The organism is Massilia litorea (assembly GCF_015101885.1).
Classification (GTDB): domain Bacteria; phylum Pseudomonadota; class Gammaproteobacteria; order Burkholderiales; family Burkholderiaceae_D; genus Telluria; species Telluria litorea.
In genome coordinates this window covers 3,305,842-3,332,444 of sequence record NZ_CP062941.1, presented here as the reverse complement: position 1 = coordinate 3,332,444, position 26,603 = coordinate 3,305,842, and the positions used below count along the sequence as shown (strand labels likewise).

Below are 26,603 nucleotides of genomic sequence, written 5' to 3'. Positions count from 1 at the left end.
CTTCGGGTATTCAGGCGCTTTTGGCAACTGAAGCAACCAACAGAAAGGACACAACATGCGACACACCACCACTACCGACAGCAGCATCGAAGCAGGCGATCTGGTCAAGTTGCTGGGCGGAGCCGCCGCAGGCGCCCTGCTGATGTACATGCTCGATCCCGACCGCGGCAGCGCACGACGCGCCACCTCGACCTCGGCGCTGCGCAACGCGGGTACGCGTACCGGCAGTGCGCTCGGCAATGCCTGGCACGGCATTGGCGAGCGCATCGGCAAGGCGGCCCGCCAGGCCGGCGACGCCGCCAGCGAGATGCTCGAGGACGCCAGCGACACCGCCGGCAAATATGTCGACGAAGCCAGCTCGCGCGCAAGCAAATATGCCGACGAAGCCGGCTCGCGCGCGAACCGCATGCTGGAGTCGGCCAAGCCGAACGGCTCGGCCCGCCGCAGCTATGAAGATGCGGTCGACGGCGCATCGCGCATGCTCGACGACGCATCGAGCAGCGCCAGTGCCGCCGCATCGCGCTTTGGCCGCATGGCCAGCAATGCCGCCGGCAGCGCAGCCAGGGCCCTGCACCTGGAGAACCGCGACGACCTGTCTGCCCTGCTGCGCAACCCGGCCGTGGTCGGTGGCGGCGTGCTCGGCCTGATCGGGCTGTTCCGCCGCTCGCCGGTGGGCGCCGCAGTTGCCCTGGGCGCGCTCGCGCTCGCCGCACGCAGCAGTGGCGGCGGCGGTTCGGCCCTGGCGAAGCTGCTCGGCAGCGGCCGCGGGCGCAGCATCGACCTCGAAAAATCGATCCGCATCGACGCCTCGCCGGACGAGGTGTACGACATGTGGAGCAACTACGAAAACTTCCCGCGCTTCATGTCGCATGTGGTCGACGTGCGCGACATGGGCCGCCGCCGCTCGCACTGGGTCGTGCAGGGTCCGGCCGGCACCCAGTTCGAATTCGATTCCGTGCTCACCGAGCAGACGAAGAACCGGCGCCTGGCCTGGCGCAGCGAACCGGGCGCGCAGATCCCGAATGCGGGCTCGGTCGAGTTCGAGCCCTACCGGGGCGGCACCCGGGTCACCGTGCGCCTGTCCTACTCTCCGCCGGCCGGCGCCATCGGCCATGGCCTGGCCTCGCTGTTCGGGTCCGACCCGAAAGGCCAGATGGACGATGACCTGGCGCGCATGAAGCAATACATCGAGCGCGGCAAGATTCCGCACGATGCGGCGCAGCGCGAGAAGTCGGGCAGCCGCTTCCTGCACTGACGCCATGACGGCCGCGATCGACATCAGCGCGGCCGCGCTGGCGGCCGCCGCCCGTCCGCTCTCCGGTGGACCGGGCGACTACGACGCCCTGATGAATCTCGTGGGCGACGCCCGCTTCGTGCTGATCGGCGAAGCGACCCACGGCACCCACGAGTTCTACGAGGAACGGGCGCGCCTCACCCAGCGCCTGATCCGCGAGAAGGGATTCACCGCAGTTGCGGTCGAGGCCGACTGGCCCGATGCCTATCGTGTCAACCGCTACGTACGCGGCGAAGGCCTGGACGCCGACGCCGATGCCGCGCTGTCCGGCTTCGAACGCTTTCCGGCCTGGATGTGGCGTAACGCCGATGTCGCCACCTTCATCGACTGGCTGCGCACCCACAATGCCGGGGTCAGGGCGGGGCCGAAGGTCGGCTTCTACGGACTCGACCTCTACAGCCTGTTCACCTCGGTACGCGAAGTCCTCAATTACCTGGACAAGGTCGACCCGACCGCCGCCGAGGAAGCCCGGCGCCGCTATGCCTGCTTCGACCATTACGGCGAAGACAGCCAGCATTATGGTTACGCCACCGGCGTTGGCCTCTCCGAATCCTGCCAGCAAGGGGTACTGACCCAGCTGCAGGAACTGCAGCAGCGCGCCTTCGACTACATGCATGCCGATGGCGCCTCCAGCGAAGACGCTTTTTTCTACGCCCAGCAGAACGCGCGCCTGGTGAAGAACGCCGAGGAATACTACCGGACCATGTTCCGTGGCCGGGTCTCGTCCTGGAACCTGCGCGACAGCCACATGGCCGAGACGCTCGACGCCCTCGCGCGCCACCTGTCGAAGGGCGGCGAGCCCGCCAAAATCGTGGTCTGGGAACACAATTCCCACATCGGCGACGCCCGCGCCACCCATATGGGGAACCTGGGCGAATGGAATGTGGGCGAACTCGTGCGCAAGGCCTACCCGGGCCAGACCTGCCTGGTGGGCTTTTCGACCTACGAGGGGCATGTGACGGCGGCCTCGGAGTGGGACGGCCCGGCCGAGCGCAAGCGCGTGCGTCCCGGCATGTCCGGCAGCTACGAGGAATTGCTGCACCATGTCGGCCTGCCGCGCTACTACCTGAACCTGCGCGACGAGGGCCCCGCGCGCCGCCTGCTGCAGGAGGAGCGCCTGGAACGGGCGATCGGTGTGCTGTATTTGCCGCGCACCGAACGCCAGAGCCATTACTTCAAGGCCCAGCTGGCCCAGCAGTTCGATGCCATCATCCACATCGACCAGACCGAAGCACTGGTGCCGCTCGACGCAACCAGCGGCTGGCATTCGGGCGAGCCGCCGGAGACGTATCCGGAGGGGATTTAAGACTGTCTCCATGGACGGGTATCCGCAACAATTCTCCAACAATAAACTTTCCTCACGCCACCGCTTTCCTGCCGCCTTTTGATACGATGCTCGGGTTTATCACCAGGCAAGGCAAGGAAAGTGGATGAGTAAATACACGCTGAACATCAACGGCAAGCGGCAGGCGGTCGATGTCGAAGCCGACACCCCACTGCTGTGGGCGCTGCGCGACGCGCTCGGGCTGGTCGGGGCCAAGTACGGCTGCGGCGCGGGCCAGTGCGGCGCCTGCACCGTGCACATCGATGGCGCGCCGACCCGTTCCTGCCTGTTGCCGGTGTCGAACATCGGCAAGGCGAAGATCACGACCATCGAAGGGCTGGCCAGGGACCATCGCCATCCGCTGCAGCTCGCCTGGCAGGAACTCGATGTGCCGCAGTGCGGCTACTGCCAGTCGGGCCAGATCATGAGCGCCTGCGCCCTCCTGAAACAGCACCCGAAACCGACCGACGCCCAGATCGACGAAGCGATGGCCGGCAACCTGTGCCGCTGCGCGACCTATACCCGCATCCGCGCCGGCATCCACCGCGCCGCCGAGATCGCCGAGAGCGCGAAACACGGAAAGGGCAAGGCATGAACGCGCCCCTGTCTTCCTCGCGCCGCGGCTTCCTGCGGGCCGCCGGCGCCGGTGCCCTCGTCATCGGCATGGGTCCGGGCGGCGTGCTGGCCGCACAGAACGCGGGCAAGCCGGCCGAAGAATTCGCGCCGAACGTCTTCATCCGCATCGGCCGCGACGGCGTCGTGACCCTGATATCGAAGCAGCCGGAAATCGGCCAGGGCATCAAGACTTCGCTGCCCATGGTCATCGCCGAAGAGCTCGAAATCGACTGGAAAGACGTGCGCGTCGTCCAGGGCGACCTGAACCCGGCCTACGGCAGCCAGGGCGCGGGCGGCTCGACCTCGACGCCGACCAATTACAACGATTTCCACCGCCTGGGCGCGACCGCGCGCACGGTGCTGGTCCAGGCGGCAGCCCAGGCCTGGGGTGTCCCGGCCTCCGAATGCCGCGCGCTTCATGGCGCCGTCCACCATGCCGCCAGCGGCCGCAAGCTCGGCTACGGCGCGCTGGTGCCAAGCGCATCGCAACTGGCGCTGCCGGACGCTGCCCAGGTCCAGCTGAAGGACCCGGCCACCTACACCCTGCTCGGCACCCGCGTCGGCGGCGTCGATAACGCGGCCATCGTCAGCGGCAAGCCATTGTTCGGCATCGACGTGCAATTGCCGGGCATGCTGTACGCGGTGTATGCGAAATGCCCTGTGTTCGGCGGCAAGCCGGTCAGTGCCAACCTGGCGGCGATCAAGGCCATGCCGGGCGTGAAGGATGCCTTCATCGTCGAGGGCACCGGGAACCTGAACGGCCTGCGTCCGGGCGTGGCGATCGTCGCCACTTCGACCTGGGCGGCGTTCAAGGCGCGCCGTGCGCTGGAAGTGACATGGGACGAAGGCGCCGGCGCCGGCCACAGCTGGGCCGGTTTTGCAGCCCAGGCCGAGGCCGCCGCCGGCAAGCCGGGCACGACGGTATTGCGCCAGGACGGCGACGTGCGCGCGGCCCTGGCCGGTGCCGCAAAAACCGTGGAAGCAAGCTACCGCTATCCCTTCATCTCGCATGCCAGCATGGAGCCGCAGAACTGCACCGCCCTGTTCAAGCCGGCGGACGGCACGCTGGAACTGTGGGCGCCGACCCAGAACCCGGGCGCCGGCCAGGCCCTGATCAGCGCGACCTTCGGCATCCCGAAGGAAAAGATCGTGCTCCACATCATCCGTAGCGGCGGCGGCTTCGGGCGGCGCCTCAGTTCGGACTTCATCGTCGAGGCCGCGGCCATCGCGCAACGGGTCAAGGCGCCGGTGAAACTGACCTGGACCCGCGAAGACGACCTGCAGCACGACCATTTCCGCGCCGGCGGTTTCCACCACCTGCGGGGCGGCGTCGATGCCCAGGGCAAGCTGGTCGCCTGGCACAACCATTTCGTCACCTTCGCCAACCGCATCGAGCGCGACGGCAAGAGCATTTTGCAGCCGGGCAGCGGCGGCAGCCTGTCCGGCGACGAATTCCCGGGACGCTGGCTGGCCAACTGCCTGCTCGAGCAGACCGCCCTCGAATGCCGGATCCCGATGGGACCGTGGCGTGCGCCGGGCAGCAATGTGTTTTCCTGGGTCTTCCACAGTTTTATCGACGAGCTGGCCCATGCGGGCGGGCGCGACCCGATCGAATTCCGCCTGGAACTGCTGGGAGAGAAGGACATCGTTCCCGGCACCGGCGAACGGGGACAGCCCTATAGCGTCGTGCGCATGAGGAATGTGTTGAAGGAAGTGGCCGAGAAGTCCGGCTGGGGCAAGAAGCAGTTCGCGCGCGGCCAGGGCGCGGGCGTCGCCTTCCACTTCAGCCATCGCGGTTATGTGGCGGAAGTGGCGGAGGTGACGGTCTCGAAGTCGGGCGAACTGAGGGTCGACCGGGTGGTCGTGGTGACCGACATCGGCGCCCAGATCGTGAATCTCTCCGGCGCCGAGAACCAGGTGCAGGGCTCGGTGATCGACGGCCTGTCGACGCTGCTGCACCCGGAACTGAACATCGAAGGCGGTCGCGTGGTGCAGAGCAACTTCCACGAGTACAAGCTGCTGCGCATGCCGGAAACGCCGCCGCGGATCGACATCCATTTCCTGAAGACCGATTATCCGGTCACGGGCCTGGGCGAGCCGGTGCTGCCGCCGCTCGCCCCGGCAGTATGCAATGCGATCTTCGCCGCGACGGGCAAGCGCGTGCGCGAACTACCGCTCAGCAAGACCGACCTGAGCTGGAGCTGATCGGGGAAGCCGGGCGCCGGGCTCAGGCCCGGCCTGGCCGATGGTGCGCAGGGTCGACGTCGAGCCCGCCGTTGTAGTCGAGGATGGCCGTCGCGCGCTCGATCTGACTGGCGTCGGCCACCGTGACCGTCATCACGCACAGGTCGCCGCGATCGGCGGGCCTGAAGACATCCTTGTAATCGGTACCGCCCTTCACCTGAGGCGAATCGCCGACATAGAAATTGCTCTCGGCAGGACCTGCTTCGTCGGTGGTCACCTTGATATCGATGCCGTCGCCGTCGAACCCCTCCGCCAGCAAGGTCTTGCGCGCCTGGTCGGCCGCCGCGAAATCGGGCAGCACACGTACGATCTGCTTGTTCATGGTCGCTCCATTGTTGCAGTTGTGACCACCGTACCAGAATCCTTTTCCCTGCGGCGCTCGCCCGGATGGCCCCGCGCTGTCGGCGTTTGAACACACGTAAAACCGAAGGTCATACGGAACATGCCCACTGGGCCCGGTTTGACGCCATTCGCGCTCGCCCCGCTGCAATTTTTTAGTACAATCAGGAAATGTTGTGGCACGCGGAAGCCACACGGAGACACAGTGTCAATCGTTTAATAGAACAGAAGCTGAGCATAAGAAGATGAAGATTTCGCACCGGATTGCCGCCTCCCGTCCCCTCGCAACGACCGCCATGCATGGCCGCGTCGAAGCCTTCCGCAACGAGGGCATGGGCATCATCGATTTCTCGATCGCGATCTCGCACTTCCCTCCCCCGGCGCCGGTGCTGGACGCCGTGACGGCCGCCGTGCAGGAAGAACGCACCATGCCCTATACCGGCGTGGCCGGCGCGCTCGATGTGCGCCGCAGCCTGTGCACCAAGCTGCAACGCGAAAACGGCATCGACGCCAAAGCCGGCGAGATCATCGTCACCAACGGCGCCAAGCAGGCCCTGTACGAGGCGCTGTATGCGATGACCGATCCGGGCGACAGCGTGCTGATCTTCAAGCCGCACTGGCCCGCCTATGTCACCACCTGCCAGCTGCTCGGCCTGACCCCTGTGCTGGTCGACCTGCCCGACCAGGTGACGCCCGCGACGCTGGGCGCCTGCCCGCGCGCCGACCTCGTCATCATCAACAATCCGCACAACCCGACCGGCAAGGTCTATACGAAGCAGGAGCTGGAGGCGATCCGCGACTGGGTAGAAGCCAACGGCTCCCAGGTGATCGTCGACGAGAGCTACGAACACCTCAGCTTCGGCCCGGCCCACACCAGCTTCGCCACCCTGTGCGACTGGCGCGCGCTCGGCGTGGTGACGATCTTCTCGGCTTCGCAGAGCTACGCGATGATGGGCTGGCGCCTCGGCTTTGCGCTGGCCCCGCTCGAGATCGCCGAGGCGATGCAGACCTTGCAGGGTCCGATCACGGCGGCCGCCTCGCACCTGGCCCAGGTCGCGACCGTCGCCGCCTTCGACTGCGGCCCCCAGCAGCACATGATCGACGAATACCGCGAGCGCCGCGACACGGTGCTGCGCCACGTGCGCGAAGTGCCGTGGATCGAGATGAAGTGTCCCGATTCCGGCCCCTACCTGTGGGGCGACGTGCGCGCGCTCACCCATGACACCGAGGCCTTCGCCGAAGCGCTGCTGGCCGAGGAAGGCGTGGCCATCATGCCGGGCGACGCGCTCGGCGTGCCCGGCTTCATCCGCATCGGCTACATCTGCGACGACACCTGGACGCTGATGGAAGGCGTGCGGCGCCTGGTCGCATTCGGCGACCGGATGGCAGCGCGACGATGAAACCGCCGCGCGCACCCTTCAAGCCGGGCAGCCTGCGCAGCCGGCTGATGCTGCTGGTCGCGCTGGCGATCCTGCCGCTGGCCCTGATGACCATCCTGGGCGGGCTGCGCGAACGCGAGCAGGCGGTCGAGGCCTCCCAGGACAACCTGCGCCGCCTGACCAACCTGGCCGCGGCCAACGAAGCGCAATCGGTCGAGCGCGCGCGGCAGATCCTGGTGGATCTCGCCAGCGTCCCCGACCTGCTGGGCGAAACGCCGCGCTGCAATGCGCTGCTGGCGGATGTCCTGGACCGCAACGAAGGCTATGTCAACTTCGGCCTGATCCAGCTGAACGGCGACGTCACCTGCAGCGCCGTGCCGATGCTCCATCCGGTCAACCTGGGCGACCGCAGCCACTTCAAGCGCGCCATCTCCGAACGCCGCTTCATCGCCGGCGACTACGTGTTCGGCCGCGTGATCCGGCGCCACACGATCAACCTCACCTATCCGGTGATCGACCGCAGCGGCAAGGTCGTCGCCGTCGTCTTCGCGGCAATGGACCTCGCCGGCCTCGACACCTTTGTCGCCGACATCAACCTGCCGCCCGGCTCGGTGCTGGTGACGACCGACGCCAACGGCACCATCATCTCGCGCCGTCCCGACCCCGAGCGCTGGTTCGGCACCAAGGTCTCGACCGCGATGCGCGACGCCATGCGCGAGGCCGTGAAAGGCGGCGGCCGGCGCGCCGTCGTGCTGCGCGACGACGACGATGTCGAACGCCTGCACACCTTCGCCCGCGTGGGCGCGCCTTCGCTGTCGGACTACACGGTCACGATCGGCATCCCGGTCGACACGGTCACGGCGGGCGCACGCCGCGCCCAGCTGATGTCGCTGGTCGGCCTGGCCGCCACTACCATGCTGGCGCTGCTCGCGGCCTGGCTGGCCGGGGACGTGCTGATCGTGCAGCGCGTGCGCAAGCTGATGGACACGGCGCGCCGCATCGCCGCCGGCGACCTTGACGCCCGCTCGGGCATCGCTTACGAGCGCGAAGAAATCGGCCAGCTGGCCGAGGCGCTGGACGAGATGGCGGCGACCTTGCAAAAGAAGGAAGCGGCGCGCAGCCTGGCCGAACGCGAACTGCGCGCGGCCGACCAGCGCAAGGACGAATTCCTCGCCATGCTGGCGCACGAGTTGAGGAATCCGCTGGCGCCGATCAGCACCGGCGCGCACCTGTTGAAACTGCTCCACTCGGACAACGCCCAGATCACGCAGACCTGCGCCATCATCGCGCGCCAGGTCGAGCACATGACGGGCCTGGTGGACGACCTGCTCGACGTGTCGCGCGTGACGCGCGGCCTGGTCTCGATCTCGACCCAGGTGCTCGACCTGCGAAAAGTGATCGACGACGCGGCCGAGCAGATCCGGCCCCTGATCTCGACCCGCCGCCACAGCGTCGTGCTCGACCTGCCGTCCAGCCCGGCCACGGTCAAGGGCGACCACAAGCGGCTGGTGCAGGTGGTGGCCAACCTGCTCAACAACGCGAACAAGTACACGCCCGAAGGCGGACGCATCGAACTGGGCCTGGCTGAAGACGGCGCCGACTACGTGCTCACCGTGCGCGACGACGGCATCGGCATGGAGCCGCAGCTGGTCTCCCGCGTGTTCGACCTGTTCACCCAGGCCGAACGTACGCCGGACCGCTCGCAGGGCGGCCTGGGCCTGGGCCTGGCGCTGGCGAAAAGCCTGGTCGAACTGCACGGCGGGACGGTGCGGGCGGAAAGCCGCGGTCTCGGCCAGGGCAGCACCTTCACCGTGCGCCTGCCGCGCCACAGCCAGGAAGTGCTGACCCCGGTGGCGCAGAGCGCGGGCCACGCGCAGGCGGTCAAGCCGCTGAAAGTGCTGCTGGTCGACGACAACCTGGACGCCGCGCACACGCTGCAGCTGTTCCTGGCCGCCGGGGGCCACCGGGTCGAAATCGCCTACTGCGGCGCCGACGCGATCGAACTGGCGCGCGTGTTCGTGCCCGACGTCTGCCTGCTCGACATCGGCCTGCCCGACTTCGACGGCAACGAACTGGCCCGCCGCCTGCGCCGCCTGCCGCAAGCCACCGGCGCCACGCTGGTCGCCATGACCGGCTACGGCCGCCAGCAGGACCGCGACGCCGCCGTGGCGGCGGGCTTCGATCGTTACATGGTCAAGCCGGTCAATACGGTGGAGTTGTCGGATTTGCTGGCCGATGCGGCGGCGGAGCAGCATCCGCGGTAGGGTGGGCACTTGTGCCCACGCGGTGATAGGTAGCGGCGAGATCGTCGCGCCCGATAACGGAGCCCGTACGTATCACCGCGTGGGCATGAATGCCCACCCTACGAAAACCACTCCGCCCCGCATTCCCGTATCATGCCGATTCGACATGAAGGGGGATGAATGGAATCGGTAGGCGTCGTACTCGCAATGCTGCTGGCGGTGATCGGCAGCGGTTACCTGGTGCGGCTGCTGCCCTTCGCGGTGCCGCTGCCGCTGGTGCAGATCGCCCTCGGCGCCGTCATTGCCGGCGTCCTCAAGCGCGGCGTCGCGCTCGATCCCGAGATCTTCTTCCTCCTGTTCCTCCCGCCTTTGCTGTTCCTCGATGGCTGGCGCATTCCGAAGGTCGGCCTGTTCCGCGACAAGGGCACGATCCTCGAGCTGGCCCTGGGCCTGGTCGTGTTTACGGTGCTGGGCGCCGGCTTCCTGATCCACTGGCTGGTGCCGACCATGCCGCTGCCCGTAGCCTTTGCGCTGGCCGCGATCGTCGCGCCCACGGACCCGGTGGCCGTGTCCTCGATCGCCGCGCGGGTGCCGATCCCGCACCGCCTGATGCACATCCTCGAGGGCGAATCGCTGCTGAATGACGCCACCGGCCTGGTGTGCTTCCGCTTCGCCGTCGCCGCCGCGATGACGGGCGCGTTTTCGCTCGCCAGCGCCTCGTTCACCTTCCTCTGGGTGGCCCTGGCCGGCATCGCCTGCGGCGTCGCGATCACGGTCAGCGTGGCCTTCATCCAGCGTGTGGCGGCCCAACGCCTCGGCGAGGAACCGGGCTCGCCGATCCTGGTGAACCTGCTGATCCCCTTCGGCGCCTACCTCGCGGCCGAACACATCGAGGCTTCGGGCATCCTGGCCGCCGTCTCGGCCGGCGTCACGATGAGCTTTGTCGAACTCTCGGGCCGCGCGCTGGCGACGACGCGCGTGCGCCGCGCCGTGGTCTGGGACACGGTGCAGTTCTCCCTGAACGGCGTGATGTTCGTGCTGCTCGGCGAACAGCTGCCCGAGATCGTGCAACGCGCCCTGCACGACGCCCGGCTCGATGCGGACATGACGCCGATGTCGCTGCTCGGCACGGCCCTCGCCATCAGCCTGGGCCTGATCCTGCTGCGCCTGGTGTGGGTCTGGGTCTCGCTGCGCCTGACGATCCTGAAAGCCCGGCGCCACGGCCAGCACGTCTACACGCCGAACTTCCGGCTGGTGGTCGCCACCTCGCTGGCCGGGGTGCGCGGCGCGATCACGATGGCGGGCGTGCTGACCCTGCCCCTGACGCTTCCCGGCGGCGCGCCCTTCCCCGCCCGCGACCTGGCGATCTTCTATGCCAGCGCCGTCATCATCGTGTCGCTGCTGGTGGCCAGCATCGGCCTGCCGCGCGTCCTGCGCAACCTGGAAGTCCCGGACGAACCGGCCGAACTGGCCGAAGAAGACCGCGCGCGCCACGATGCCGCCCTCGCCGCCATCGTCGCCATCGACAAGGCTGCCCACGGCCACGCCGACAAGGAGCATGACGCCGACGTCCACGCCAGCGCCGTCGACCATGTACGTGGCGTCTACGAGCATCGGCTGGGCGTGGGCGGCCTGTACGACCCGTCGCGCGTGCGCGTGGCGGAACAGGCCGAGCGCGAATACCGGCTCGCCGCCTTGAAGGCAGAACGCACGGCGATCCTGGCGCTGGTGCACGCGCGCGAACTGTCGGACGAAATCGCGCGCAAGCTGCTGCGCGAGATCGACCTGGTCGAGTCCAGGTACGGCTGAGGGACTTGCAGAACCGTTCGGCCGGCGCCGATAAAAAGAAACGCGCCCCCGTCGCTTTCCTCCAACGCGGGGGCGCACGGCCGGCGCCACGATTGTCAAGGACCCGAAACTGCGCCAGAATTCTGCTCAACCATTTGGAAGAGAAGGAGCCGGCGATGCAGACTTCCATCCATGTTGCCGATGCCCTGAGCGCGAGGCGCGCCCTGGGAGCGCTGATCTTCGGCTTTTTCGGCAGCGTCCTGCTCGAGGTCTGGAACGAGCGTGCGCATGCCGGCTTGCCGCTGGCCCTGACGATCGGCGCGCTCGGCCTGGTCCTGTTCATGTTTGCCGGCATGCGTTACCGGCGCCATGCACCGGCCCTGGCCGGCGAACCCGACTCGGCGGAAAAGCGCCGCGCCGACCGTGTGTTCAACCTCGTGAACCTGGGCCAGTGGCTGCTGATCCTGGTGCTCGGCAATGTCATGGCCAACCTGGGACTGGGCGACTGGGTGGTGCCGATGGCGATCGCCGTGATCGGCCTGCACTTCGTGCCGCTGGCGCACGTGTACCGCAACCCGCCCCATTACCTCACCGCATGCGCGATGGTCGCCCTGGCGCTGTCGTATCCCTTCCTCGCACCGGGCGGGGCGCGCGATCCGGTCGGCTTTCTCGGCACCGGGCTGATCTTGTGGATGAGTGCCCTGGGGGCGCTGCGCCCTGCCCCTGGCACCGCGCCCGTAGCTTCGACACCGGCAGCTTAAGCCGGCATCCCTTCCTCAGGGCGCAGGGTCAGCACCCGCACGCCATTGCGGGTCACGGCCACGGTGTGCTCGAACTGCGCCGAGAGCTGCCCGTCGCGTGTGACGACAGTCCAGCCGTCATCCTCGGTCCGTACCGCGCGCCGCCCCTGGTTGAGCATCGGTTCGATGGTGAACACCATGCCTTCGCGCAGCACCAGGCCTGTCTGCGGTTTCCCCCAGTGCAGCACCTGCGGCGGCTCGTGCATTTCGCGGCCGATCCCGTGCCCGCAGTATTCCCGGACGACCGAATAGCCGTTGCGCCGCGCATGGCGCTCGATCGCATGCCCGACGTCGCCCAGCGTCGCACCCGGACGCACGGCCTTGATGCCCTTCCACATCGCCTGGTAAGTCACCTGCACCAGCCGTTCGGCCAGCGGCGACACCGCCCCGACCAGATAGGTCTTGCTGGAGTCGGCGATATAGCCGTTCTTCTCCAGCGTGATGTCGAAATTCACGATGTCCCCGTCCTGCAGCAGCTCGCTCGTCGATGGCACGCCATGGCAGACCACGTTGTTGCGGGAAGAATTCAGGGCATAGGCATAGCCGTATTGCCCCTTGCTGGCCGGCCGCGCCTTCAGCTCGTCGACGATCAGGCTGTCGACCAGGTCGTTGACCTGCATGGTCGACATGCCGATCAGGCTCAGCCGGTCCAGGTGGCCGAACACCTGCGCCAGCAGCTTGCCCGATTCGGCCAGCAGGGCGATCTCTTCCGGCCGCTTGGTCATGTCGAGGCCACCCGGATGGCGTCCTCCATGATGCCCGCCGCCCGCAGCTCGCGCGCCATGAGCTCGTTGAAACTCAGGGTCGGATTCAATTCGGCCAGCATGCCGATCCTGACCCAGAACGCCGCCTGCGCGTTGATCGAGCGGTGCGACACACTGCTCCCCTTGCGAATCTGGTCGTGCAGATCGTCGTCGATGTTAACAATGCCCATGCCAAACCCCTTATATACGATTCATATACGGATCATATATTGTCGATCGAGCATAGTGCAAGCGATCTTTGCTGATCCAGGTCATCGTCCTGCCCCGCGCGCTGCGTTAGCTCCCGAACGGTACGCACATGTGGAAGGCGTAAGATCGGTCCGGCACATTGACTCCAGAGCCGCGACCATGACCCTCGACGCCCAGACGCAGCAAGACCCTGCACCGCTCAGCGATCCGCCCGCCGCCGCCAAGGCGGCCGGGCTGCGCTACGTCCACGACGACCGGCCCGGCATCCGGCGCGAGCCGGCGCAAGAAGGTTTTAATTACTTCTCGGCCAAGGGCGAGCCGATCGAGGACGAGGCGACCCTGAAACGCATCAAGTCGCTCGTCATCCCGCCGGCCTGGACCGAGGTCTGGATCTGCCCCCAGGCCAACGGCCACCTGCAGGCGACCGGGCGCGATGCGCGCGGGCGCAAGCAATACCGCTACCACCCGAAATGGCGCAGCGTGCGCGACGAGGTGAAGTACGAGCGGATGATCAATTTCGGCAAGGCCCTGCCCGCGATCCGGGCCGAAGTGGACCGCGCCCTGAAACTGCCCGGCCTGCCGCGCGAAAAAATGCTGGCGACCATCGTCTACCTGCTCGAGGCGACCATGATGCGGGTCGGGAACGAGGAATATGCGCGCACCAACAAATCCTTCGGGCTGACCACCCTGCGCAACCGCCACGTGAAAGTCGACGGCAGCGAGGTCGCCTTCTCTTTCCGGGGCAAGAGCGGCGTCTACCACAAGATCAAGGTGCACGACCGGCGCGTGGCGCGCATCATCCGCAGCACGCGCGACCTGCCCGGCCAGGAACTGTTCCAGTACGTGGGCGAAGATGGCGAGACACACAGCATCGATTCTTCCGACGTCAACGATTACCTGCGCAGCATTACCGGCGAAGACTATACGGCCAAGGATTTCCGTACCTGGTCGGGTACGGTGCTGGCCGCCCTCGCCCTGCAGGAATTCGAGAAGTTCGATTCCGAAACCCAGGCCAAGAAGAACGTCGTGCGCGCCATCGAGTCGGTGGCGCAAAAACTCGGCAACACGCCCTCGGTCTGCCGCAAGTGCTATGTGCATCCGGCCGTGCTCGACGCCTACATGGAAGGCGCCGTGATCGAGGCCATGCGCGAACGCACCGAACAGGAGCTGGTCGAAGACCTGCACGCGCTCCAGCCCGAGGAAGCAGCCGTGCTCGCCATGCTGCAGCAGCGCCTGGCGCACGAGGCCGAAGCCGCCTCGGGCAACCAGAAGAAGGCTGCCTGAGAGTCGGCCTCCCCCTTTTCAACGATTCCAAGGACATTCATGAGCAAGAAGACCGCATCGACTTTCGATCTCCAGGAAGGCCATTGCAGCATCGACTGCGTGGCCCGTTTCGAACACCAGGTGACGGGCGTCACCGTCTCCGAGGACAATCGCATCTTCGTCAATTTCCCGCGCTGGACCGAAGACGCGCCGGTCTCGGTGGCCGAAGTGCTGGCCGACGGCAGCGTCAAGCCTTATCCGGACGAAGAATGGAACGCCTGGCGCAATGCGAAGAAAGACGAGCTGAGTCCGGAAGACCACTGGGTCTGCGTGCAGAGCGTCGTCGCCGACGGCCGCGGCAGCCTGTGGGTACTGGACCCGGCCGCGCCGGCGCAAAGCCATGTGGTCGACGGCGGACCGAAGCTGGTGCGCATCGACCTCGCCACCAACAAGGTGAAACAGACCATCGCCTTCGATGAGGACGCGGCGCCCCAGGGTTCCTACCTGAACGACGTGCGCTTTTCGAACGACGGCGCCGTCGCCTACATCACCGACTCGGGCGTAAAGGGCGCGATCGTGGTGGTCGACATCAGGAGCGGCAAGGCGGTGCGCGTGCTCGACGGCGACGACTCCACCCAGATGAAGAAGGGACTCGACGTCAAAGCCGACGGCAAGGTGCTGCGCCGTCCGGACGGGCGCGGCGTCGAGTTCTCGGCCGACGGCATCGAGCTCTCCGACGACGGAGAATACCTGTACTGGCAGGCGATCAAGGGCGACACCCTGTACCGCATCCGCACGGAGCAGCTGCGCGGCGCCGGCATGCGCGGCGAGGACGTCTCGAAGGAAGTCGAACCCTATGGCCTGAACGGCGTGAACGACGGCCTGCTGATCCCGCGCGGCACCAACCGCATGCTGCTCACCAGCGTGGAAAACGACGCCATCCGGATGCGCGACCTCGACGCGGGGCCAGGCGCGCCGCTGCAGACACTGGTGCAGGACAAACGGCTGCGCTGGCCCGACACCTTCAGCCAGGGCCCGGACGGCACGGTCTATGTGACGACCTCGCACATCCAGGATGCGGCCTTCTTCAAGCCGGACGCGCCGAGCGCGCTGCCGACCGAGCTGTGGCGCCTGGTGCCAGGCAAGCCGGATAACTGAGCAGCTAGCGGATGAAGTAGCCCGAGACTTTCCAGCTGCCATCCGGCTGGCGCATCGGGACCACGGTCTCGACGGCGCCGGCGCGCCTGGCGAAGTCGGTGTTGTACTGGATGACGACGTATTCGCCGGCAGGCGCGTTCGGCAGCGTGCGGGTGTAGCCGGCCGAACCCAGCGTGCGCGTCTTGACCGCGCCAAAGGGGGCGCGCGCCTCGCTGCCGACCCTGGCCCAGGTGTCGCGCGTCACGGCCTGCTGCATGGCCGGCGCCATGGCATCCCAGGATTCAGGGATCTTGCCGGCATCCATGAGGGCGAGCCACTGGGTGGCGGCGTCGGTTGCGGCGGCGACGCTGGCCGTTTCCTGCGCATGAATGGTCGGGGCGGCGAAGCTGGCGGCGGCCAGCACGAAGGCGGCGAGTGCTTTCAAGACGTTCTCCATCGAGTTGACGGCAAGCGGCCGCCGCGCAGCCGGTCCAGGAACCGGGCCTAGGATACGGAATGCTGGAACACCTGGCGCAAGTAGGCCATGAAAGTCTCGTCGGTGCACATCGATTTGCCGGGCGTGTCCGACAGTTTCGCCACCGGCTGGTTATTGCAGCGGGTCAGTTTCATGACGATGTTCAGCGCTTTATAGGGCGTGTCGTTGGTGAGCTGGGTGCCGATGCCGAAGCCGGTCTGGGTGCGGTCGGCGAAATGGCGGTACAGGGCCAGCGCCTTGGGCACGGTCAGCGCATCGGAGAACACGAGGCGCTTGGTGCGGGCGTCGATGCGCAGTTTCGCATAGTGCGCCAGCGCCTTCTCTCCCCATTCCAGCGGATCGCCCGAATCGTGGCGCAGGCCGTCGAAGAGCTTGGCGAAATACAGGTCGAAGTCGGCCAGGAAGGCGTCCATGCCGACCACGTCGGTCAGCGCCGTGCCGAGGTCGCCCCGGTATTCCTGCACCCAGTCCTCGAGCGCCGCTTTCTGAAAGTCGCGCAGGCGCACCGGGAAGGCCTGGAAGGCCTGCATGTATTCGTGCGCCATGGTCCCGATCGGCACCAGGTTGTACTTGCGCGCCAGGTGCACGTTCGAGGTGCCCTTGAAGAACTGCGGCAGCTCGCGCGCCAGCGTCGACACGACCTCGTCCTGCCACTCCCCCGAAAAGCGCCGGCGCACGCCGAAGTCGAAGAATTCGAAGGGGTTGGTGCGCTTCGGCTCCTTGTCGAAGTCGCGGAACTGTTCGACCTTCAGCGCCAGGCGCTTGCGCGCTTCCCCGATCGCCGCGGCGGCGTCGAAGCGCCGGAAATACAGCTCGTTGACGATGTAGAGCACATAGATCTCGAAGCCCATCACATGCACGATCGGGCCGGTGGCGCGGATGCGCAGGTGCGGTCCGTCGGCCTCGACCGTGATGAACTTGCGCTGGAAGCGGAACACCGTCAGGAAGTCGGCGAAGTCGCTTTTGATGAAACGCAGGCCGCGCAGATAGGCGATCTCTTCGTCGGTGAACAGCAGCTCGCACAGATGGTCGAGCTCGCGCTCGACTTCTTCCTTCAGCTCGGCCAGCGGATAGTCCGGCTGGTTACGGCACAGGAATTCGTATTCGCCATGCGCGTTCGGGTGCCGGTGCAGCAGCGCCTGCCACATCGTAAATTTGTAGAGGTCGGTTTCCAGCAGGCTGCGGACGATGGGTTTCATGATTTTTCTTTCACGCCTTTTTCTTTTGACGTTTTTTGGGCGCGAGCATGGTGCCGGTGCAGCCGGGCGTGCCGCAGCGGCAGGCGAACAGCTTCTTCAGGGCGGGCGTATGGCGCTCATCGTAGATGAGTGCGTAGTTGTAGTTCAGTTCCTGGCCCGGCTCGATCGGATGCAGCGCGTGGATGTAGACGCGCCCTTCGTCTTCATACGCTTCGCAGTTGGGCGAACAGGCATGGTTGATCCAGCGCGCCTCGTTGCCGCGGCTGCCGCCGTCGATGACGCGGCCGTCGTGCAGGCTGAAGTAGAAGGTGTGGTTGATCGGACCGCCCCGGTCTTCGGCGCGCTGGGTCGCCTCGTCCCAGGTGATGCGTTCGCCCCGGTATTCGATGATGCGCTCGCCGGCATCGATGTGGCGGCGGGCAAAGACGCCGTTGCCGTGGACGGGGGATTTCTTCACTTCATAGGCCGGGTCGGCCTTGGCTGCGGGTTTGGTGGGCATGTAGGGTTCGGGTTGGCGATCGACGCGCGGCATGCGCGATGTGCATCATTACTATTATCGTACGTTTTTTCCGTCCACGCCGCACATGAGTATTTCTCGCCGGCGAAAAAAAACGCCCGCTGCGGACGACACCGCAGCGAGCGCCAACGGGACACGCGCCCTTACTGGAGCTCGATCTTGCCGTACTGGCCGTGCGCCTCGTCGCCCGGCCCGGCCGCGTAGAACAGGGTGGTGGTCGGCTGCGCCTGGATGCCATTGCCGAAGGCGATACCCCATAAGCCATCGATGACGATCGGCGTCTTGTCCGCGCGGCTGAGCGTCCCCATCAGGGCGCCGGTGCTGGGGTTGTAGGCGTTGATCTTGCCGTCGCCAAAATTCGCCACCAGCAGGCTGTTGCTGAAGTCGCCGAAGGCGGCCGGCGCCAGCGTCATGCCCCAGGGCGCGTTCAGGGCGCCGCCGGTCGCCACCCGCGCGACGAAGGCGCCGTTCGGATCGAAGGCGTCGACGATGCCCAGGCCCGCGCCCTTGGCCTCCTCGCCGGAGGCGCCGCGCTGCGCATAGGCTACGTAGATGCGCCCGCCCGCGGCCTGGATGCCGAAGGGCGCATAGGTGGCCGGCAGGTTGGGGTCGGTGAAACTGCCGCCCGGCAGCGTCGCCTTCTGCCAGTTGCCGTCGTAGACATCGATGCGGCGATTGCGGAAATCCGCCGCGTAAATGAAGTTCGCGCCGCCCGAGCTGGCGATCGTTAGGCCCGTGTAGACGGACGCGCCGCCGCTGTCGACCACCGTCACCGCATTGGTGCGGTTCACCGTGGGCGACCAGCCGGCCACGGTGCCGGCCAGGCCGGCGAAGATGAAGGGGCTGGCGCCGGTGACGCCGTTCTGGGTCACCTTGAAATCGCTGCTGCCGTTGAACACGATGCCGGTCGGCCGCGCCGCGCCGGCCGTGCCGGCGGGAATCGCGACGACCAGGGACTGCGGCACGCCGGCGCCGTCGTACAGGGTCGAGGTCGAGGTACCTTCGTTGTTGACCCAGACGAAGCCGGTCGGATTGAAGGCGATGCCCCAGGCATTGACGAGGTGCGTATCGACGTGCGGCGCCGGCGCCGCATCGGCCACCAGGACCGTCGTGGCATAGGCGCTGGTGGCGACCGGCGGCATGACGACGGGCGGGCGCATCGGATGGTCGTCGCCGCCCCCGCAGGCTGCGACGACGGCGGCCAGGGCCGCGCCGGAGAGGGCCGCCTTGAACCAGGCGGCCGCTTTGGAATGGATGTGCATGGCTGCTCCTCAGGGCTGGGTCGGGAAGGATGATCCCCCGTTAATGCCCGCCGGCCCGCGCAAGGTTCAAGCGTCGCGGCGCAAAAGGCTGCCCGTCAGAAGCCGAGGCTGGCGCTGGCGAACAGCGCACGCGCCCGCGCGGCGCCCAGGCCGGGGTCGCGCTGGCGCGCCTGCAGGCCGATCTCGACGCTGAAGTCGCCGATGTCGGCGGCCAGGCCGGCGCGCAGGTCGATGCGGTTGCGCGCGGCGCGGCCATAGTCCTGCAGCCAGTGCAGCAGGCCGGCGTGGCCGGTCAGCCGCAAGCGCTCGCCCAGCGGCCAGTCGCCGTTCACTTCGGCATAGGCGGTGCGGCCCTCGCCGTAATAATGGGGCGACAGCGACACCCGCGCGCCGGCGCGATCGGAACTGATCCCGGCATACACCTCGAGGTAATTGCTGCGGCCGTCGCGCAGGAACACCACGCGGCTGACCCCGGCATCCCAGCCCAGCCCGGAGGCCAGGCGCCGGGCATAGCCGGCGTAGGCGATCGCCAATGCGCTGGCGGGACTGGCGCGCAGGAGCACGCGCGAGCCGAAGGCTCCCCAGTACCAGCCATCGCTGCTGTCCTGGTCGATGCGCAGCTGCGGCTCCGCGCGGCCGCTGCTGAGCGAGAGGCCGCGCAGGCTGTATTCGGACACGACGCTGAAGGTGGCGGCCGTCTGCGCCTGGGCGCCGGGCGCCAGTGCGAACAAGGACAGCAGGAAGACGGCGCGGCAGGCCGCGGGCACGACCCGGCGGCCAGGGATCAAGGGGCTTTTTCGGCAGTGATCGCGACAGTCGAGGGGCATGGGCAGACACAGGCTCCGGCGGCGCGCCCGATGACTGCGCATGCGTCTATGCTACCAGTTCGTTCGGCTTGCTGTCCCGGTTCTTGTCGCGTGTTCAGCGAGAAGGCCGCCACGCCCGCCCCCGCCTCGCTCAGGCGGCTGCGCAGGCCGGCCGGCGTCAGCGCGGGCCGCAATTCGACCAGCAGGGCGGCCAGGCCCGACACATGCGCCGCCGCAAACGAGGACCCGTTCACCAATGCCCAGCGCGCGCCCGGCATGCAGGTCGGGATGTCGGCGCCCGGCGCATGCAGCGCGCCGGGCGCCGCGCCCGTTCCCGCCGCCGCCACGGAAATCACGCCCGGATGCGAGGCCGGAAAGCCGCCGTCGGCGCGGCGCGGATCGGCCGCGCCGACCACCGCGATGCCGCGCGCCAGGGCCGCGTCGAGCAGGCTTTGCAACAATCGGTCGGGCGGCCCGCTCAGGCTCAGGTTGATGACCCTGGCGCCGTGCAGCAGCGCATAGTTGATGGCCCGTCCCAGGGTAAAGCTGTTGCAGCGGACCGGCGCATGCGGGCGCTCCCAGCAGGCGCGCAAGGCCATCAGCCTGGCGTCCGGCGCGATGCCGGCGATGCCGACGCCGTTGCCGCTGCGCGCTGCGATGATGCCCGCCACCGCCGTGCCGTGCGCTTCGGCGGCGTCCGGGCCGGTATCGACGAAATTCTCGCGCAGCGCCACCTGTCCCAGCAGGTCGGGATGCGCGCTGTCGACGCCGCTGTCGATGACGGCCACCGGCACCCTGCGTCCAGTGCTGGCGCGGTGCAGCGCCGCCAGCTGCCAGTCGCGGCCGGCCGGCTGGACGGCGTACAAGGGATCGCCGCCGTCCAGGCCCTCGTACTGGCTGACAGGCTGCACCCAGAGCACGCGCGGATCGCGCGCCAGTTCCGCCAGGGCGCGCTCGACCGGAACCCCGCCCGCCTCTTCCATCACGAAGCAGTCGACGCCGATCGCCGGCATCGGCCAGGCATTCACCAGTTTCAGCCCATGGGCGCCGGCCAGTTCCTCGGCGAGGCGACGGCGCGCGGCACGGGTGCCGTCGCCGCCATAGCCGCTGCCGTAGGCGCTGTCGGGACGAAAATGCCGGGGCGGCAGGCGCAGCATGACCAGCAGCTGGCGCGCGGCCGGCTCGGCGTCGCGCGCGGCGGCGGGCGGCGCCGGCTGGGCGTCCTCGTCTGCGGCTTGGGCGGCGCAGCGCTGCGCCGGGCCGAGCAGCGTGCACAGCCCCAGCACCAGGGCCGCGATGCCGGTCCGGATCATGGGTGGCCCGTGGCGCCGAGCGGTTCGGCCAGCAGTACCGCCGGCTCGGCGCGCAACCTGGCCAGGGACGCCGCCGCATCGGCTTGCGGCATCGCGAGCAGCCAGGCATCGGTCACGGTCGGCCCGCCGACCACGCGCGCCCCGCTGGCGCGCAGGATACGGCGCAGCTCGCGCTCGGCGGTCTCGGGCCGGAACACGACCACCGCCTGCCCCGTCGCCGCGGGCGCCGCGCCCAGTCCGCGGAAGCTGTCGGCGGGTGGACCCGGCCGGGCCAGCAGGACGGCCAGCAACACGATCACGCCGCATTGGGCGAGCGCCATGCGGCGCAGCCAGCGCGGATCGTTGGCGGCCCGCCCCCGCAGCGTCGGCGGTGGGGAAACGTCCGCCGGCGGCTGGACCGGCGCGTCGATGCGCGCGAGCAAGCGGCCAAGTGCGGCGTCCGGGTCGCACTGCGGGTCGGGCGCCGCTGCCGCCTCGCGCAGGCGGCGCAGTTGCTGGAAATCGGCGCGGCAGGCGGCGCAGCCGGCAAGATGGGCCTGCGCCGCGTCCAGCTCGTCGCCGCCGAGCCGGCCGCTCAGCAGCCAGGGCAAGGCGTCCCGGGTTGCGCGGTGAGCCGCGTCGCCATCCATGTCGGAACGCCCGTTCATGGCCGTCCTTCCAGCTGGCCTTCGAACAGCAGGGCAAGGCGGCGCCGGGCGTGGAACAGCCGGGTTTTGACCGTGTTGACGGGGCAATCCATGATATCGGCAATCTCCGCGCAACTCATGTCGTGATAAAAGGTCAGCTGGAACGCGGCCCGTTGCGCCAGCGGCAAGGTGTCGAGGGCGTCGCCCAGCGCGTGCGCCAGGCTCAGCTGCTCGAAGCGGCGCTCCGGCTGGCAACTCGCCTCGGATGCGAGCGCATCGGGAAAAGAATCGAGCGGATCGTCGAGCTTGTGCAGCATCTTGCAGGCCTTGCGGTAGGCAATCGCAAAAATCCAGGTCGAAACCTTGCAACTGCCGTCGAAACTGTCGGCTTTCTGCCAGACGACCAGCATGACGTCGTTGACGATCTCCTCGATCAGCTGCACGCTGCGCGTCATCCGGTGCAGGAAGCGCGTCAGGCGCGGGAAATAGGCACGGTACAAGACCTCGAAGGCGTGCCGGTCCCCGCCCGCCACCAGGCCGACCAGCTCGGCGTCGCGGTCCTGGCCTGTTTCCGCCAGCCGCGCGGCGGGCTGCGTTTCATGGGTCCGGCAATCCACGCCTGCATCTCCGCTGTTTTCGGTGAATACCCCGCTGCGGCAAAAAAGTTCAAGCCCGCCGTCCGTGCACCCGGCTGGAGATCAGTTACCGAGCTCCTCTTCGCGGAACTCGATACCCGTTCCCGGCACGCTATCGCGCGTCTCTTCCTGCTTGCGCAGCTCGACCCGCCGGATCTTGCCGGAAATCGTCTTAGGCAGCTCGCGGAACTCGATGCGGCGAATACGTTTGTACGGCGCCAGACGCTCGCGCGCGAAGGCAAAGATTTCTTTCGCCAGCGCGGCGCTCGGTTCGACGCCCTGGCGCAGCGTGATGAAGGCCTTCGGCACCGACAGGCGCAGCGCGTCCGGACTCGGGACGATGGCCGCCTCCAGCACCATCTCGTGTTCGACCAGCACGCTCTCCAGCTCGAAGGGGCTGATGCGGTAGTCGCTCGACTTGAAGACGTCGTCGTTGCGGCCGACGTAGAAGTAATAGCCGTCCTCGTCGACCATGGCCGTGTCGCCGGTGTGATAGAAGCCGGCGCGCATCACGTCCGCCGTCTTTTCCTCATCGCCTTCATAGCCCAGCATCAGCGCCAGCGGGCGGGGATCGAGCTTCACGGAGATCTCGCCCTCCTGCGCCGGCTGGTCGTCGATGTCGAGCAGGGCGATGCTGTAGCCGGGCAGCGGGCGGCCCATCGAGCCCGGTTTCACGGTCTGGCCCGGCGGGTTGCCGATCTGGGCCGTGGTTTCGGTCTGGCCGAAGCCGTCGCGGATGCGGATGCCCCAGGCGCGCTCGACCTGTTCGATGACTTCGGGATTGAGCGGCTCGCCCGCCCCCACCAGTTCGCGCAGCGGCGGCTTCCACTGGCTCAGGTCTTCCTTGATCAGCATGCGCCAGACCGTCGGCGGCGCGCACAGCGAGGTGACGCCACAGCGCTGCACGGTTTCCAGCGCCGCCTTGGCGCTGAAGCGTTCATAGTTATAGACGAATACGGTGGCGCCGGCATTCCAGGGCGCGAAGAAGCAGCTCCAGGCGTGCTTGGCCCAGCCCGGCGAGGAGATGTTCCAGTGCACGTCGCCGCGCTGCAGGCCGATCCAGTACATGGTCGACAGGTGGCCGACCGGATAGCTCTGGTGGCTGTGCAGCACCAGTTTCGGCTGGGCCGTGGTGCCGGAGGTGAAGTACAGCAGCAGCGGATCGTGGGCCTGCGTTTCGCCCTTCGGCGTGAAGACGCTCAGCACGCGCCGGCAATCGTCGAAGTCGTGCCAGCCGTCGAGGCTGCCGCCCACGGCAATGCGCGTGTAGTTGCCGGTGATGCCTTCGAACTTGTGCGCCTCGGAGACCTGGGCGATCACGTGGCGCACCCGGCCGCGCGCCATCCGGTCCTGCAGGTCGGCGGTCGAGACCAGCATCGTCGTCGGCACCAGCACGGCGCCGAGCTTGATCCCGGCCAGCATGATTTCCCAGAGTTCGACCCGGTTCGGCAGCATCAGGAGAACCCGGTCGCCGCGTTCGACGCCGCATTGCTGCAGGTATTGCGCGACCTGGTTCGAACGGGAAGACATGTCCGCGAAGGAGATTTTCTGCTCGCGCCCATCCTCCTCGACCACCCACAGCGCCGGGTTCTCGTTGTCCCTCGCTTCGTGGTCGAAGAAGTCGAGCGCCCAGTTGAAGGTATCGAGCTTCGGAGCCTGGTAGTCGCGGTAGGCGGTGTCGTAGTCGGTGCGGTGCTGTTGCAGGAAGTCGCGTGCCTGAACGAAACGCTGGTAAGGGGTCATGGTGTCTCCTGTGCGCAGTTGCGGGGCAGCCTGGTCCCATCCCGGAAGGACATGGCTCGGCTTTTATTGTCAGTTTGCGCACATTGTGCCACGGCTTGGCGGCGCGCGGCAGGTGTACATGCAAGGCCGGCGCGGGGCAAGCCGGCCGGCTCTTCGGGGAGATCAGCGTGGGCGGCGCAGCGGCACCGACAGCTCGCCCTCTGGCTGCATCATGTCGATCACGCGGCAATCGCCGCACATCTTGAGGCGATCGAGATTGCCGGCAAAGGCGCCGTGCTGCGACAGCTTCGACAGCATGTTCTCGATCATGTGCAGCGTGCCGAAAGGCTTGCTGCAGCGGATGCAGTGGAAAGGCTGGGATTCGTTCAGCAGCACGGTCTGCTTGCGCGTTTCGCCGAAGGCCATGCGCGGCACCAGAGTGATCGCGTTTTCAGGGCAGGTATTCGCGCACAGGCCGCATTGCACGCAGTTCTGCTCGACGAAGCGCAGCTGCGGCGCGTTCGGCGTGTCCATCACGGCCGAGGACGGACAGGCGCCGACGCAGGCCATGCACAGGCTGCAGGCCTGCTTGTCGACCGCGATCGCGCCGAAGGGGGCGCCTGCCGGCAGCGGCACGGCGTCTGGCTGCTGGCGCGCGTGGCGGAACAAATGGTCGAGCGCGTAGTCGAGCGTATTGCGCTTGTCCTGGGCCAGGTTGAAGGTCGCCGCCTGCGCCGGGGTTTCGCCGCGCGGCGCGTGCTGCAGGGCGAGGGTCAGTTCCTGCGGGCCGGCGACGCGCAGCAGCTGGAAGTGCGGGCCGGCATAGCCGAGTCCATCGAGCACGGCCTGGGCGACGCGCATCTGGGTGTCGAGCGCGGCCGCGTATTGCGGGGCTTCGGCCTCGGTCATCAGCACCGTGATGCCGGCGGCGCCATAGGACAGGCTCGTGAGCCACAGGTCGATGCCGGTCGAGGCAGTGTGATGCAGGGCCATCGGGATCACGCGGCCGGGCACGGCGTCGATTGCCGCCTCGAGCAGCGGCGCGCCGCCATCGCTGTGGAACAGCAGGACCGGGTCCTGGCCGCCGGCCTCGGCATAGGCGCGCAGCGCGGCCTTGATGCGGCTGCCCGTGTGCGCCGGCGACGGATAGTTGTAGCTCATCGCACCGGTCGGGCAGACGGTGCCGCAGGCGCCGCAGCCGGCGCACAAATACGGATTGACCTTGACGCGGTCGCCGTCGCCGACGATGGCCTTGGCCGAGCAGATCTCGATGCAGGCGTTGCAGCCGGTCAGGCCGTTGCGGCTGTGGGCGCACAGGCGTTCCTTGTAGGCGAAATACTTCGGCTTGTCGAAGTCGCCCGTCATCTCCATCATCTCGGCGGCGGCTGCGCGGCGGGCGCCCTCGTCGGGGCCCGGCGCATAATAGCCATGCGGATGCTGATGGGTCGAAATCAGCGGGCTCGGCGACAGGTCGAAGACGAGGTCGAACTTGCCCTGCTGGGCCGGCTGGCCAGGTGCCTGCCAGCGCGCCTCGAAGGCGCCGAGCCAGCCGGCAACGGCCACCGCGCGCGCCACGAAGACCGGGTACAGGCGCTCGCCGACGTCGACGTTGTCGAGCAGCAGCAGCGTGACCGGCAAGCTGCTTGCGAGGTGCTCGGCCCAGGCCAGGGCCTGCAGCGAGCTGCCGACGACCAGGGTGCGCCCGCCCGAGCGGTAGCTGACGGAGGCGGCCGGCTCGAAGGGGGCGATGGCGTCGGCTGCGAGGATGGCGGCGGTCTTGGCAAGGGCGTTGCGGCGTTCCTGCAGCGGATCGCCGGCCTGCCCTTCCAGAAATCGGATGTTCATGCGTTACCTTGGTTGAAATGCGCTTGAGTGAATTGCTGGTGGAGACTGGCCTGGGCTTCAATGACAATCACGGGCGTGCCTCTGCATTGTGCGCGCCCAGGCTGGGGAGTGCAATGGTGTCGACGGCGGGCTCGATGGGAAGCGCCGGGAGCGGCTGAGGCATGGGCGCTGCGCCGCTTGCGGGGTCGGACCGGACAGGCATGTCCGCGGCGGGTTCGTCGGGAGCAGTCCCGGGCGCTGCCTGCTCCCCTGCCGCCGCGGCCTGCTCTTCGACGTCCTGCACCTCGGAGAGCTCCGCCTCCAGGGCCCGGGCTGCCGCGTCGGCGGGCCGGTCGCGCGCGGCCAGCCTTGCCAGCTCGGCCTGCACCTCTTCCGGACGGCGCAAGACCCCGCGCGCGTGCTCGAGCGCCGCCAGCATCGTGGCCGACACCGGGTCCGGCTTGTTGTAGTCGTCCATGTACATGTCGAGCCGGTCCAGCACCTTGAAATGGGGATCGGCGAACAGCTTTTTCAGCGCCAGGCGGCGCACGTCCTTGTCCACGCCCTGGCTGACGAAGGCGGAAAAGTCGGAAGCGGGCGTCAGCCGGGCAGCGTCCTCGAGCGTGGGAGCGGCAGGTGCAGGCCCGGCGGCGAGCTCGCCAACGGGCGCCGCTTGCACGGGTTCGGGGACGGTGGCAGGCGCAGGGGCTGCGGCGGGCGGCCCGGGGCGCTTCGCTTCGGCCGGGGCAGCGTCGCTGCCAGCCTCGCCGGTTGCCTTCATGCGCGCCCAGCGGCGCAGGAATCCTTCTTCGGGCATCAATGCT

At 67.8% G+C, this 26,603-nt stretch carries 24 protein-coding genes; 10 read left to right on the top strand and 14 right to left on the bottom strand.

Features of this window, described 5'->3' with window-relative positions:
• Positions 1-55: 55 nt before the first annotated feature.
• From LPB04_RS14995 to LPB04_RS14980, 4 genes are all read left to right on the top strand, one after another.
• Positions 56-1,255, top strand: coding sequence for an SRPBCC family protein (locus LPB04_RS14995; protein ID WP_193685336.1), 1,200 nt, complete (start codon positions 56-58; stop codon positions 1,253-1,255).
• Between the two features lie 4 nt (positions 1,256-1,259).
• Positions 1,260-2,600 (top strand): erythromycin esterase family protein, encoded by a 1,341-nt coding sequence (locus LPB04_RS14990; protein WP_193685335.1) that lies wholly within the window; start codon positions 1,260-1,262, stop codon positions 2,598-2,600.
• 124 nt (positions 2,601-2,724) lie between these two features.
• A complete protein-coding gene (locus LPB04_RS14985) occupies positions 2,725-3,213 on the top strand; it encodes a (2Fe-2S)-binding protein (RefSeq protein WP_193685334.1) in 489 nt (162 codons plus the stop codon).
• Positions 3,210-5,438 carry a xanthine dehydrogenase family protein molybdopterin-binding subunit gene (locus LPB04_RS14980; RefSeq protein ID WP_193685333.1) on the top strand — a complete coding sequence of 743 codons (2,229 nt, stop codon included), beginning with the start codon at positions 3,210-3,212 and terminating at the stop codon, positions 5,436-5,438. Before LPB04_RS14985 ends, LPB04_RS14980 begins: the two co-directional genes overlap by 4 nt.
• A gap of 22 nt (positions 5,439-5,460) precedes the next feature.
• Here the strand turns inward: LPB04_RS14980 and LPB04_RS14975 are convergent, their stop codons facing one another.
• Positions 5,461-5,799, bottom strand: a complete 339-nt coding sequence (locus LPB04_RS14975) for a hypothetical protein (RefSeq protein WP_193685332.1) — start codon at positions 5,797-5,799, stop codon at positions 5,461-5,463.
• Positions 5,800-6,061: 262 nt separating this feature from the next.
• On the opposite strand from LPB04_RS14975, the gene LPB04_RS14970 reads away from it, so the two are divergent.
• The 4 genes from LPB04_RS14970 to LPB04_RS14955 all read left to right on the top strand — a co-directional run bounded on the left by LPB04_RS14970 (position 6,062) and on the right by LPB04_RS14955 (position 11,987).
• Positions 6,062-7,216, top strand: a complete 1,155-nt coding sequence (locus LPB04_RS14970; protein WP_193685331.1) for a pyridoxal phosphate-dependent aminotransferase — start codon at positions 6,062-6,064, stop codon at positions 7,214-7,216.
• Entirely contained in the window at positions 7,213-9,459 is a 2,247-nt protein-coding gene (locus LPB04_RS14965; RefSeq protein WP_193685330.1) for a hybrid sensor histidine kinase/response regulator, read from the top strand. Before LPB04_RS14970 ends, LPB04_RS14965 begins: the two co-directional genes overlap by 4 nt.
• Positions 9,460-9,618: 159 nt before the next feature.
• Positions 9,619-11,247, top strand: a complete 1,629-nt coding sequence (locus LPB04_RS14960; protein ID WP_193685329.1) for a Na+/H+ antiporter — start codon at positions 9,619-9,621, stop codon at positions 11,245-11,247.
• Positions 11,248-11,402: 155 nt separating this feature from the next.
• The gene (locus LPB04_RS14955) at positions 11,403-11,987 is read left to right on the top strand and encodes a hypothetical protein (protein ID WP_193685328.1); all 585 of its coding nucleotides are present in this window, start codon (positions 11,403-11,405) and stop codon (positions 11,985-11,987) included.
• On the opposite strand, the gene map is transcribed toward LPB04_RS14955, so the two are convergent.
• Together map and LPB04_RS14945 are read right to left on the bottom strand one after the other, a co-directional pair.
• Positions 11,984-12,751, bottom strand: coding sequence for a type I methionyl aminopeptidase (gene map, locus LPB04_RS14950; RefSeq protein ID WP_193685327.1), 768 nt, complete (start codon positions 12,749-12,751; stop codon positions 11,984-11,986). The genes LPB04_RS14955 and map overlap by 4 nt on opposite strands.
• The gene (locus tag LPB04_RS14945) at positions 12,748-12,960 is read right to left on the bottom strand and encodes a ParD-like family protein (RefSeq protein WP_193685326.1); all 213 of its coding nucleotides are present in this window, start codon (positions 12,958-12,960) and stop codon (positions 12,748-12,750) included. The genes map and LPB04_RS14945 overlap by 4 nt, the downstream gene beginning before the upstream one ends.
• 178 nt (positions 12,961-13,138) lie before the next feature.
• On the opposite strand from LPB04_RS14945, the gene LPB04_RS14940 reads away from it, so the two are divergent.
• Together LPB04_RS14940 and LPB04_RS14935 are read left to right on the top strand one after the other, a co-directional pair.
• Positions 13,139-14,263 carry a DNA topoisomerase IB gene (locus tag LPB04_RS14940; protein WP_193685325.1) on the top strand — a complete coding sequence of 375 codons (1,125 nt, stop codon included), beginning with the start codon at positions 13,139-13,141 and terminating at the stop codon, positions 14,261-14,263.
• 39 nt (positions 14,264-14,302) lie between these two features.
• Positions 14,303-15,400, top strand: coding sequence for an L-dopachrome tautomerase-related protein (locus LPB04_RS14935; RefSeq protein ID WP_193685324.1), 1,098 nt, complete (start codon positions 14,303-14,305; stop codon positions 15,398-15,400).
• A gap of 4 nt (positions 15,401-15,404) precedes the next feature.
• Here the strand turns inward: LPB04_RS14935 and LPB04_RS14930 are convergent, their stop codons facing one another.
• The 11 genes from LPB04_RS14930 to LPB04_RS14880 form a co-directional block, all read right to left on the bottom strand.
• Positions 15,405-15,824, bottom strand: coding sequence for a DUF4019 domain-containing protein (locus LPB04_RS14930; protein ID WP_193685323.1), 420 nt, complete (start codon positions 15,822-15,824; stop codon positions 15,405-15,407).
• Positions 15,825-15,883: 59 nt separating this feature from the next.
• On the bottom strand, positions 15,884-17,074 hold the full coding sequence (gene pncB / locus LPB04_RS14925) for a nicotinate phosphoribosyltransferase (RefSeq protein WP_193685322.1): 1,191 nt from the start codon (positions 17,072-17,074) through the stop codon (positions 15,884-15,886).
• Between the two features lie 10 nt (positions 17,075-17,084).
• Positions 17,085-17,573, bottom strand: coding sequence for an SET domain-containing protein (locus LPB04_RS14920; protein WP_193685321.1), 489 nt, complete (start codon positions 17,571-17,573; stop codon positions 17,085-17,087).
• Between the two features lie 161 nt (positions 17,574-17,734).
• Positions 17,735-18,853 carry a TIGR03118 family protein gene (locus LPB04_RS14915; protein WP_193685320.1) on the bottom strand — a complete coding sequence of 373 codons (1,119 nt, stop codon included), beginning with the start codon at positions 18,851-18,853 and terminating at the stop codon, positions 17,735-17,737.
• 95 nt (positions 18,854-18,948) lie between these two features.
• On the bottom strand, positions 18,949-19,641 hold the full coding sequence (locus LPB04_RS14910) for a TorF family putative porin (protein WP_193685319.1): 693 nt from the start codon (positions 19,639-19,641) through the stop codon (positions 18,949-18,951).
• A complete protein-coding gene (locus LPB04_RS14905; RefSeq protein WP_193685318.1) occupies positions 19,638-20,972 on the bottom strand; it encodes a S8 family peptidase in 1,335 nt (444 codons plus the stop codon). The genes LPB04_RS14910 and LPB04_RS14905 overlap by 4 nt, the downstream gene beginning before the upstream one ends.
• Entirely contained in the window at positions 20,969-21,619 is a 651-nt protein-coding gene (locus tag LPB04_RS14900; RefSeq protein WP_193685317.1) for a zf-HC2 domain-containing protein, read from the bottom strand. Before LPB04_RS14900 ends, LPB04_RS14905 begins: the two co-directional genes overlap by 4 nt.
• Complete coding sequence (locus tag LPB04_RS14895; protein ID WP_227496419.1) at positions 21,616-22,215, bottom strand: RNA polymerase sigma factor; 600 nt, start codon at positions 22,213-22,215, stop codon at positions 21,616-21,618. Before LPB04_RS14895 ends, LPB04_RS14900 begins: the two co-directional genes overlap by 4 nt.
• A gap of 81 nt (positions 22,216-22,296) precedes the next feature.
• Complete coding sequence (locus tag LPB04_RS14890; RefSeq protein WP_193685316.1) at positions 22,297-23,976, bottom strand: AMP-binding protein; 1,680 nt, start codon at positions 23,974-23,976, stop codon at positions 22,297-22,299.
• 162 nt (positions 23,977-24,138) lie between these two features.
• Positions 24,139-25,800 carry a 4Fe-4S dicluster domain-containing protein gene (locus tag LPB04_RS14885; RefSeq protein WP_193685315.1) on the bottom strand — a complete coding sequence of 554 codons (1,662 nt, stop codon included), beginning with the start codon at positions 25,798-25,800 and terminating at the stop codon, positions 24,139-24,141.
• A gap of 67 nt (positions 25,801-25,867) precedes the next feature.
• Positions 25,868-26,596: a DUF3306 domain-containing protein gene (locus LPB04_RS14880; RefSeq protein WP_193685314.1), complete on the bottom strand. Its 729-nt coding sequence runs from the start codon at positions 26,594-26,596 to the stop codon at positions 25,868-25,870.
• Between the last annotated feature and the right edge of the window lie 7 nt (positions 26,597-26,603).

What these genes read in the sequence shown, in the direction of transcription:
- LPB04_RS14935 (WP_193685324.1), top strand. Translation starts at nt 14,303, where the DNA reads ATGAGCAAGAAGACCGCATCGACTTTCGATCTCCAGGAAGGCCATTGC.
- LPB04_RS14885 (WP_193685315.1), bottom strand. Translation starts at nt 25,800, where the DNA reads ATGAACATCCGATTTCTGGAAGGGCAGGCCGGCGATCCGCTGCAGGAA.
- LPB04_RS14915 (WP_193685320.1), bottom strand. Translation starts at nt 18,853, where the DNA reads ATGCACATCCATTCCAAAGCGGCCGCCTGGTTCAAGGCGGCCCTCTCC.
- LPB04_RS14980 (WP_193685333.1), top strand. Translation starts at nt 3,210, where the DNA reads ATGAACGCGCCCCTGTCTTCCTCGCGCCGCGGCTTCCTGCGGGCCGCC.
- LPB04_RS14960 (WP_193685329.1), top strand. Translation starts at nt 9,619, where the DNA reads ATGGAATCGGTAGGCGTCGTACTCGCAATGCTGCTGGCGGTGATCGGC.
- LPB04_RS14900 (WP_193685317.1), bottom strand. Translation starts at nt 21,619, where the DNA reads ATGAACGGGCGTTCCGACATGGATGGCGACGCGGCTCACCGCGCAACC.
- LPB04_RS14940 (WP_193685325.1), top strand. Translation starts at nt 13,139, where the DNA reads ATGACCCTCGACGCCCAGACGCAGCAAGACCCTGCACCGCTCAGCGAT.
- LPB04_RS14985 (WP_193685334.1), top strand. Translation starts at nt 2,725, where the DNA reads ATGAGTAAATACACGCTGAACATCAACGGCAAGCGGCAGGCGGTCGAT.
- map (WP_193685327.1), bottom strand. Translation starts at nt 12,751, where the DNA reads ATGACCAAGCGGCCGGAAGAGATCGCCCTGCTGGCCGAATCGGGCAAG.
- LPB04_RS14970 (WP_193685331.1), top strand. Translation starts at nt 6,062, where the DNA reads ATGAAGATTTCGCACCGGATTGCCGCCTCCCGTCCCCTCGCAACGACC.
- LPB04_RS14905 (WP_193685318.1), bottom strand. Translation starts at nt 20,972, where the DNA reads ATGATCCGGACCGGCATCGCGGCCCTGGTGCTGGGGCTGTGCACGCTG.
- LPB04_RS14880 (WP_193685314.1), bottom strand. Translation starts at nt 26,596, where the DNA reads ATGCCCGAAGAAGGATTCCTGCGCCGCTGGGCGCGCATGAAGGCAACC.
- LPB04_RS14975 (WP_193685332.1), bottom strand. Translation starts at nt 5,799, where the DNA reads ATGAACAAGCAGATCGTACGTGTGCTGCCCGATTTCGCGGCGGCCGAC.
- LPB04_RS14955 (WP_193685328.1), top strand. Translation starts at nt 11,403, where the DNA reads ATGCAGACTTCCATCCATGTTGCCGATGCCCTGAGCGCGAGGCGCGCC.
- LPB04_RS14920 (WP_193685321.1), bottom strand. Translation starts at nt 17,573, where the DNA reads ATGCCCACCAAACCCGCAGCCAAGGCCGACCCGGCCTATGAAGTGAAG.
- LPB04_RS14945 (WP_193685326.1), bottom strand. Translation starts at nt 12,960, where the DNA reads ATGGGCATTGTTAACATCGACGACGATCTGCACGACCAGATTCGCAAG.
- LPB04_RS14990 (WP_193685335.1), top strand. Translation starts at nt 1,260, where the DNA reads ATGACGGCCGCGATCGACATCAGCGCGGCCGCGCTGGCGGCCGCCGCC.
- LPB04_RS14965 (WP_193685330.1), top strand. Translation starts at nt 7,213, where the DNA reads ATGAAACCGCCGCGCGCACCCTTCAAGCCGGGCAGCCTGCGCAGCCGG.
- LPB04_RS14995 (WP_193685336.1), top strand. Translation starts at nt 56, where the DNA reads ATGCGACACACCACCACTACCGACAGCAGCATCGAAGCAGGCGATCTG.
- LPB04_RS14890 (WP_193685316.1), bottom strand. Translation starts at nt 23,976, where the DNA reads ATGACCCCTTACCAGCGTTTCGTTCAGGCACGCGACTTCCTGCAACAG.
- pncB (WP_193685322.1), bottom strand. Translation starts at nt 17,074, where the DNA reads ATGAAACCCATCGTCCGCAGCCTGCTGGAAACCGACCTCTACAAATTT.